The organism is Bartonella florencae (assembly GCF_000312525.1).
GTDB lineage: Bacteria > Pseudomonadota > Alphaproteobacteria > Rhizobiales > Rhizobiaceae > Bartonella > Bartonella florencae.
The window spans coordinates 408,139-413,814 of record NZ_HE997452.1 but is presented as its reverse complement, the minus strand read 5'-3'; the positions used below and the strand labels follow the sequence as shown (position 1 = coordinate 413,814).

The window sequence follows — 5,676 nt, the reverse complement described above, 5'->3', positions numbered from 1 at the left end:
TCATCCAATATATGCCCAAGCACAAGCTTTAGACAAGGCAAAAACAGCTTTAGACACACTTAAAACAGAATTAGGTAAAATTATTCCTGTTGCTGCTGCCGTTATCCTTTTGTGCTTAGCAATTGGTTATGCTGGGCGTTACATCGAAAAAGATACCTTTGTACGTTGGGGAATAGGCGTTGTTATCGCTGGATCAGCAGCTGAACTTGTCGCAATGTTATTTAAAACCAATTGAAGTCAATCATTAAATAAGCACAACACATAATGTTTTTAAGAAACTTGATCCGTGGGTCGTAGATATATCTGTAATAATGTCGTTTATGCTGCAAAAAGGAAATATTCTCGAGATTAAACTCAACTAAAATGGGGAAAAAAATATGAAACAAGCAAATATTCTTCAAGCAAAAACTGGCAACAAAATCCGTACTCTTGTTATAACTTTCATTATATTCTTAATGACTCAAGCTGTATGTGCCCAAACAAAAATGAAGAGCTTAGATATTCTAATAGGTATGCAGTACGGACTTAGTATGGTTATTCCTGTTATTTGTGCTGTTGTTCTTTTATTTCTTTTGCTTATTTATGTGTTTCGCATCATAGCAAGAGCTACATTTATACGGTGGGCGTTTAGTGTCATCATTGCTGGAGCAGCATTTTATATTAGCCACGTATTATTTTATATCCAGTAACGAGAGTTCAATATGAAACCACAACAACATGAAGCATTTCCCTTATTTAAAGGAGCAACTCGTGTTCCAACCCTTTGGGGTGTACCAATGATGCCCCTCATCGTTATGGCTATAAGTGTAGCCATTGTTGCTATGACGATAAATATCTTTTTGTGGATAATTGCTCCACCGTTATGGTTCATTATGGTGCAAATTACCAAAAATGATGATAAGGCATTTCGCATTTGGTGGTTGTGGATTGATACAAAACTTCGCAACCGCAATAAAAGTTTTTGGGGAGCTTCAAGTTATAGTCCCTCTGATTATCGCAAAAGGAGATAAATATGATGTCTGTTGAAAACAGCAAACGTCTCATCTCAGAGACACCTGTCAGTCTGTTCCTGCCCTATTCACATCATATTACAGATACAATTATCTCTACAAAAAATGCGGAATATCTCTCGGTTTGGAAGATTGATGGACGCTCACATCAAAGTGCTTCGGAAGAAGATATTTTTCAGTGGACCAAAGAGCTAAATAACACCCTGCGTGGTATTGCATCAGCCAATTTATCATTGTGGACACATATTGTGCGCCGCCGTGTTTATGAATATCCTGATTCAAAATTTGAGCAAATATTTTGCTATCAGCTTGATGAGAAATATCGGCAAAGCTTTACTGGTTATAATCTTATGGTGAATGACTTGTATTTAACTATCGTTTTTCAGCCGATAGCGGATAAAGTTATGTCATTCTTTTCTCAACATGAACGTGAAACGCTCGATCAAAAAAAGATGCGTCAGGAGTCATGTATCAAAGCCCTCAATGATATCAACAGCACATTAGGTCAATCGTTAAAGCATTATGAAGCGGAGCTTCTTGGTGTTTATGAAAAAAATGGCCATGCTTATTCTTCGGCGCTTGAATTCCTCGGAATGCTTATTAACGGCGAATATAGACCTATGCCAATCTGTTATGAGCGTTTTGCCGACTATATGTCTATTAATCGACCATTTTTCTCAAAATGGGGCGCTCTTGGAGAACTACGAACAAGCACTGGAATGCGTCGATTTGGAATGCTAGAAATCAAGGAATACGACACGACAACCAAACCAGGTCAACTGAATGTTTTGCTGGAAAGTGATTTCGAATTTGTGTTGACACAAAGTTTTTCAGTGCTCTCACGACATGCTGCTAAGGATTATTTGCAACGCCACCAACGTAATCTTATCGATGCGCGCGATGTAGCAACAAGCCAAATTGAGCAAATTGATGAAGCATTAAACCAGCTTGTCAGTGGACATTTTGTCATGGGTGAGCATCATTGTACATTGACCATCTATGGCGATACAGTTCAGCAAGTTCGTGACTATATGGCAAAAGCAAGTGCAGCACTGCTAGACGCAGCCGTATTGCCGAAACCTGTAGATTTAGCTCTCGAGGCTGGTTATTGGGCGCAACTTCCCGCAAATTGGAAATGGCGGCCACGTCCAGCACCAATTACATCACTGAACTTTTTGTCATTTTCATCCTTTCATAATTTTATGTCAGGCAAGCCAACTGGAAATCCATGGGGGCCGGCAGTTACGATTCTGAAAACAACCAGTAAAACACCGCTTTATTTTAATTTTCATGCTTCTAAAATTGAAGAAGATTCAACAAATAAACGCTTACTTGGTAATACCGCTCTTATTGGACAATCTGGTTCCGGTAAAACAGTTTTACTTGGTTTCCTGTTAGCACAAGCACAAAAATTTAAACCAACAACTGTTGTTTTTGATAAAGATCGCGGCATGGAAATTGTTATTCGGGCTATGGGCGGTCGGTATCTAACATTCAAACCTGGTAGGCAAAGTGGTTTTAATCCTTTCCAACTTCCTCCGACACAAGATAACCTGATTTTCCTAAAACAGTTTGTGAGAAAATTAGCAGAAGCTGGTGGTGAAGTTACGCATCGCGATGAAGAGGAAATTAATCGAGCTGTCACATCTATTATGAGTGACAACATTGATAGATCACTGCGTCGTTTATCTTTTCTTGTGCAATTCTTACCGAATCCGCATTTAAATGATTATAATGCACTCCCGTCTGTTCATGCTCGTTTGATAAAATGGTGTGAAGGTGGTGATTATGGTTGGTTATTTGATAACCCTACTGACGCACTTGATCTTTCAAAGCACCAAATTTACGGTTTTGATATTACTGAATTTTTAGACAACCCAGAGACTCGCACACCAGTCATGATGTATTTGCTTTACCGCACAGAAGGGATGATTAGCGGACAGCGATTTATGTATATTTTTGACGAATTTTGGAAACCTTTGCAAGATTCGTACTTTGAAGATTTAGCAAAGAACAAGCAAAAAACTATTCGTAAACAAAACGGTATTTTTGTTTATGCTACGCAAGAACCTAGTGACGCCTTGGAAAGCAATATAGCCAAGACGCTTATTCAACAATGTGCAACCTACATTTTCTTGGCCAATCCCAAAGCAAGTTATGAAGATTATACACAAGGTTTTAAACTAACAGATACTGAATTTGAACTCATTAAAGGACTTGGTGAATTCAGTTGTCAATTTCTCATCAAGCAAGGCGATCAATCTGCGCTTGCAGAATTAAATCTCGGTAAATTCCACGTGACAATCGATGGTAAAACCACAGAGTGCGACTTTGGTGAGGAGCTTTTAGTATTATCAGGTACACCTGACAATGCGGAATTGGTTGAAAACATTATTGCTAAAGTGGGAGATGACCCAGCAATATGGTTACCAATTTTTTTACAACATGTCAAAAATGACAGGAGGGAAACATGAAGAAACAGGTTATTTCAATAGTAACAGCAGTAATTTTAGGGATTCCGAACCCAGCAAAAGCTTTTAACTTTACATTCACACCAAGTTGGAATTGGGGCAGCAATCCCCCAAAGCCTGTTACACCACAGCATTATCTAGATATTATTGAGTTATTAAAAAAACAGCTTGCACAAGCAAAAAAAACATACAGCGCCATAGGGCATTCAAAATCCAAAGATGTACAAACAGATTACACCAGTTTTTTTCTTAAAGATCCGCAATTGATTTATGATGAAAATAATAATTTAGCAGTATCGACAAGATTACAAGATATTTTGAGCAAGGAAGAAATTCCTACATCTGTTCGAGCATCCCGCGATACTATCGTTAAACGTATGCAATATGCAACAGTTGCTGATAGAGCGGTAAGTTTACAAACTTTTAAAGAAAACGATCTTCGTTTTAAGCAAATTTCAGAACTTGTAAAACAAATAAATAAAACAGCTGATTTAAAAAGTATTGCTGAATTACAGGCCCGCATACAGGGCATGCTAACCATGATTCAAAATGAAACAGCAAAACTACAGATGGTTGCACATTCACGGAATGCAGAGCAAGCATTTATCAATCAACAAAAACAAAAACGTAATATGAAAATTTTTAACAGTGAAAATAAAGGGATGCCAATAATACAATCTATACGATAGAAACTTGACGATAACTTGTTTATCTTATGCGTTTTCTTTGTTTATGTTTTTATGCACTTTTTAGTAATCGCATACAGTTTTATTCATTAAGTATCTTTGTAGTTTAGCAACATAACTTCAAAGTGATTAAAAGAGAAAAGTAACATGAAAAAAACTATGATTTTAATAGCAATAGCTGTCACTTTAGGGCTTCAAAGCCCAGCAAAATCATTTTGGTATTCTGGCGCACAAAAAACAGAAAAAAAGCCTGTTATACCAAAGCATCATACAAAAATTATCGAATTATTAAAAAAACAGCTTGCACAAGCAGAAGAAATACACAAGTCCATCATAAAGGATTCAAAATCCAAAGATATACAAATAGATTACACCAATTCTTTTCTTAAAGATTCGGAATTAATTTATAATAATTTAGCACGATTGGGAGCAGTACAAGATATTTTAGAAAAAGAAAAAATTCCTATCTCTGTCCGAGCATCCCGCGATGCTATCGTTAAACGTATGCAATATGCAACAGTTGCTGATAAAGCGGTAAGTTTACAAACTTTTCAGGAAAATGATCTTCGTTTTAAGCAAATTTCAGAACTTGTAAAACAAATAAATAAAACAGCTGATTTAAAAAGTATTGCTGAATTACAGGCCCGCATACAGAGCATGCTAGCCATGATCCAAAATGAAACAGCAAAACTACAGATGGTTGCACATTCACGGAATGCAGAGCAAGCATTTATCAGTCAACAAAAGCAAAAACGCAATATAAGAATTCTTAATAGTGGAAATAAAGAGATGCCAATAATACGATCTATACGATAAAATCTTAATGATAACTTGTTTATCTTATGCGTTTTCTTTGTTTATGTTTTTATGCATTTTTTTAGTAATCGCATACAGTTTTATTCATTAAGTATCTTTTTAATTTAGCAACATAACCTCAAAGTGATTAAAAGAGAAAAATAACATGAAAAAAACTATTATTTTAATAGCAATAGCTGTCACTTTAGGGTTTCAAAACCCAGTAATATCATCAAATATCTCGATATCAATGCAACAACTTGAAGAAACAAAAAAGCTACTTAGCGAAACAAAGGCATTATATGACTCTATAACAGGCCCTCGCCAATTGGAGTATAAAAAAATAATGAATCTAACTAAATATTATTTTAAAAATCCAGAATTCATCTACGGCAAAAATGGATTTCAAGAGAGCGAGGGGAACGAAAAAAATATAACTTTCCAAAGGCCTGAAATAAAAGATACTATAATTAGCCAAGATCTTAGCCGCCTTTCAGTTTCTGAAGCACGTCAACTTATCGAAAAGCGCCGTCAATACGCAGAAATTGTAGATAAAGCTATAAGTTTGCACGCTTTTGAGAAAGCAGAAGCACGTTCTGAAATGGTGGAAGTATTTTCCGCTATGGTATCAAACAATATAGATTTGAAAATCATGTTAGAATTACAATCCTACTTTCAAGCTTTATTTTCCATATTTAAAAATGAGGCTACAAG

General features: G+C 36.1%; 7 protein-coding genes. All 7 read left to right on the top strand.

The annotated features are described in order from the left end of the window. A partial coding sequence (trwL, locus tag BN202_RS04565; RefSeq protein WP_019219371.1) for a VirB2 family type IV secretion system major pilin TrwL occupies positions 1–235 on the top strand: 235 nt, incomplete at its 5' end. 142 nt (positions 236–377) lie between these two features. After that, positions 378–689 carry a hypothetical protein gene (locus tag BN202_RS04560; protein WP_019219370.1) on the top strand — a complete coding sequence of 104 codons (312 nt, stop codon included), beginning with the start codon at positions 378–380 and terminating at the stop codon, positions 687–689. 12 nt (positions 690–701) lie between these two features. Further along, positions 702–1,010, top strand: coding sequence for a VirB3 family type IV secretion system protein (locus BN202_RS04555; RefSeq protein ID WP_019219369.1), 309 nt, complete (start codon positions 702–704; stop codon positions 1,008–1,010). Positions 1,011–1,012: 2 nt separating this feature from the next. Next, on the top strand, positions 1,013–3,484 hold the full coding sequence (trwK, locus tag BN202_RS04550) for a VirB4 family type IV secretion/conjugal transfer ATPase TrwK (RefSeq protein ID WP_034987293.1): 2,472 nt from the start codon (positions 1,013–1,015) through the stop codon (positions 3,482–3,484). Continuing rightward, a complete protein-coding gene (locus BN202_RS04545; protein WP_019219367.1) occupies positions 3,481–4,170 on the top strand; it encodes a TrbJ/VirB5 family protein in 690 nt (229 codons plus the stop codon). Before trwK ends, BN202_RS04545 begins: the two co-directional genes overlap by 4 nt. 144 nt (positions 4,171–4,314) lie before the next feature. After that, positions 4,315–4,983 carry a TrbJ/VirB5 family protein gene (locus BN202_RS04540; RefSeq protein WP_019219366.1) on the top strand — a complete coding sequence of 223 codons (669 nt, stop codon included), beginning with the start codon at positions 4,315–4,317 and terminating at the stop codon, positions 4,981–4,983. 145 nt (positions 4,984–5,128) lie between these two features. Next, a partial coding sequence (locus BN202_RS09920; protein ID WP_019219365.1) for a TrbJ/VirB5 family protein occupies positions 5,129–5,676 on the top strand: 548 nt, incomplete at its 3' end.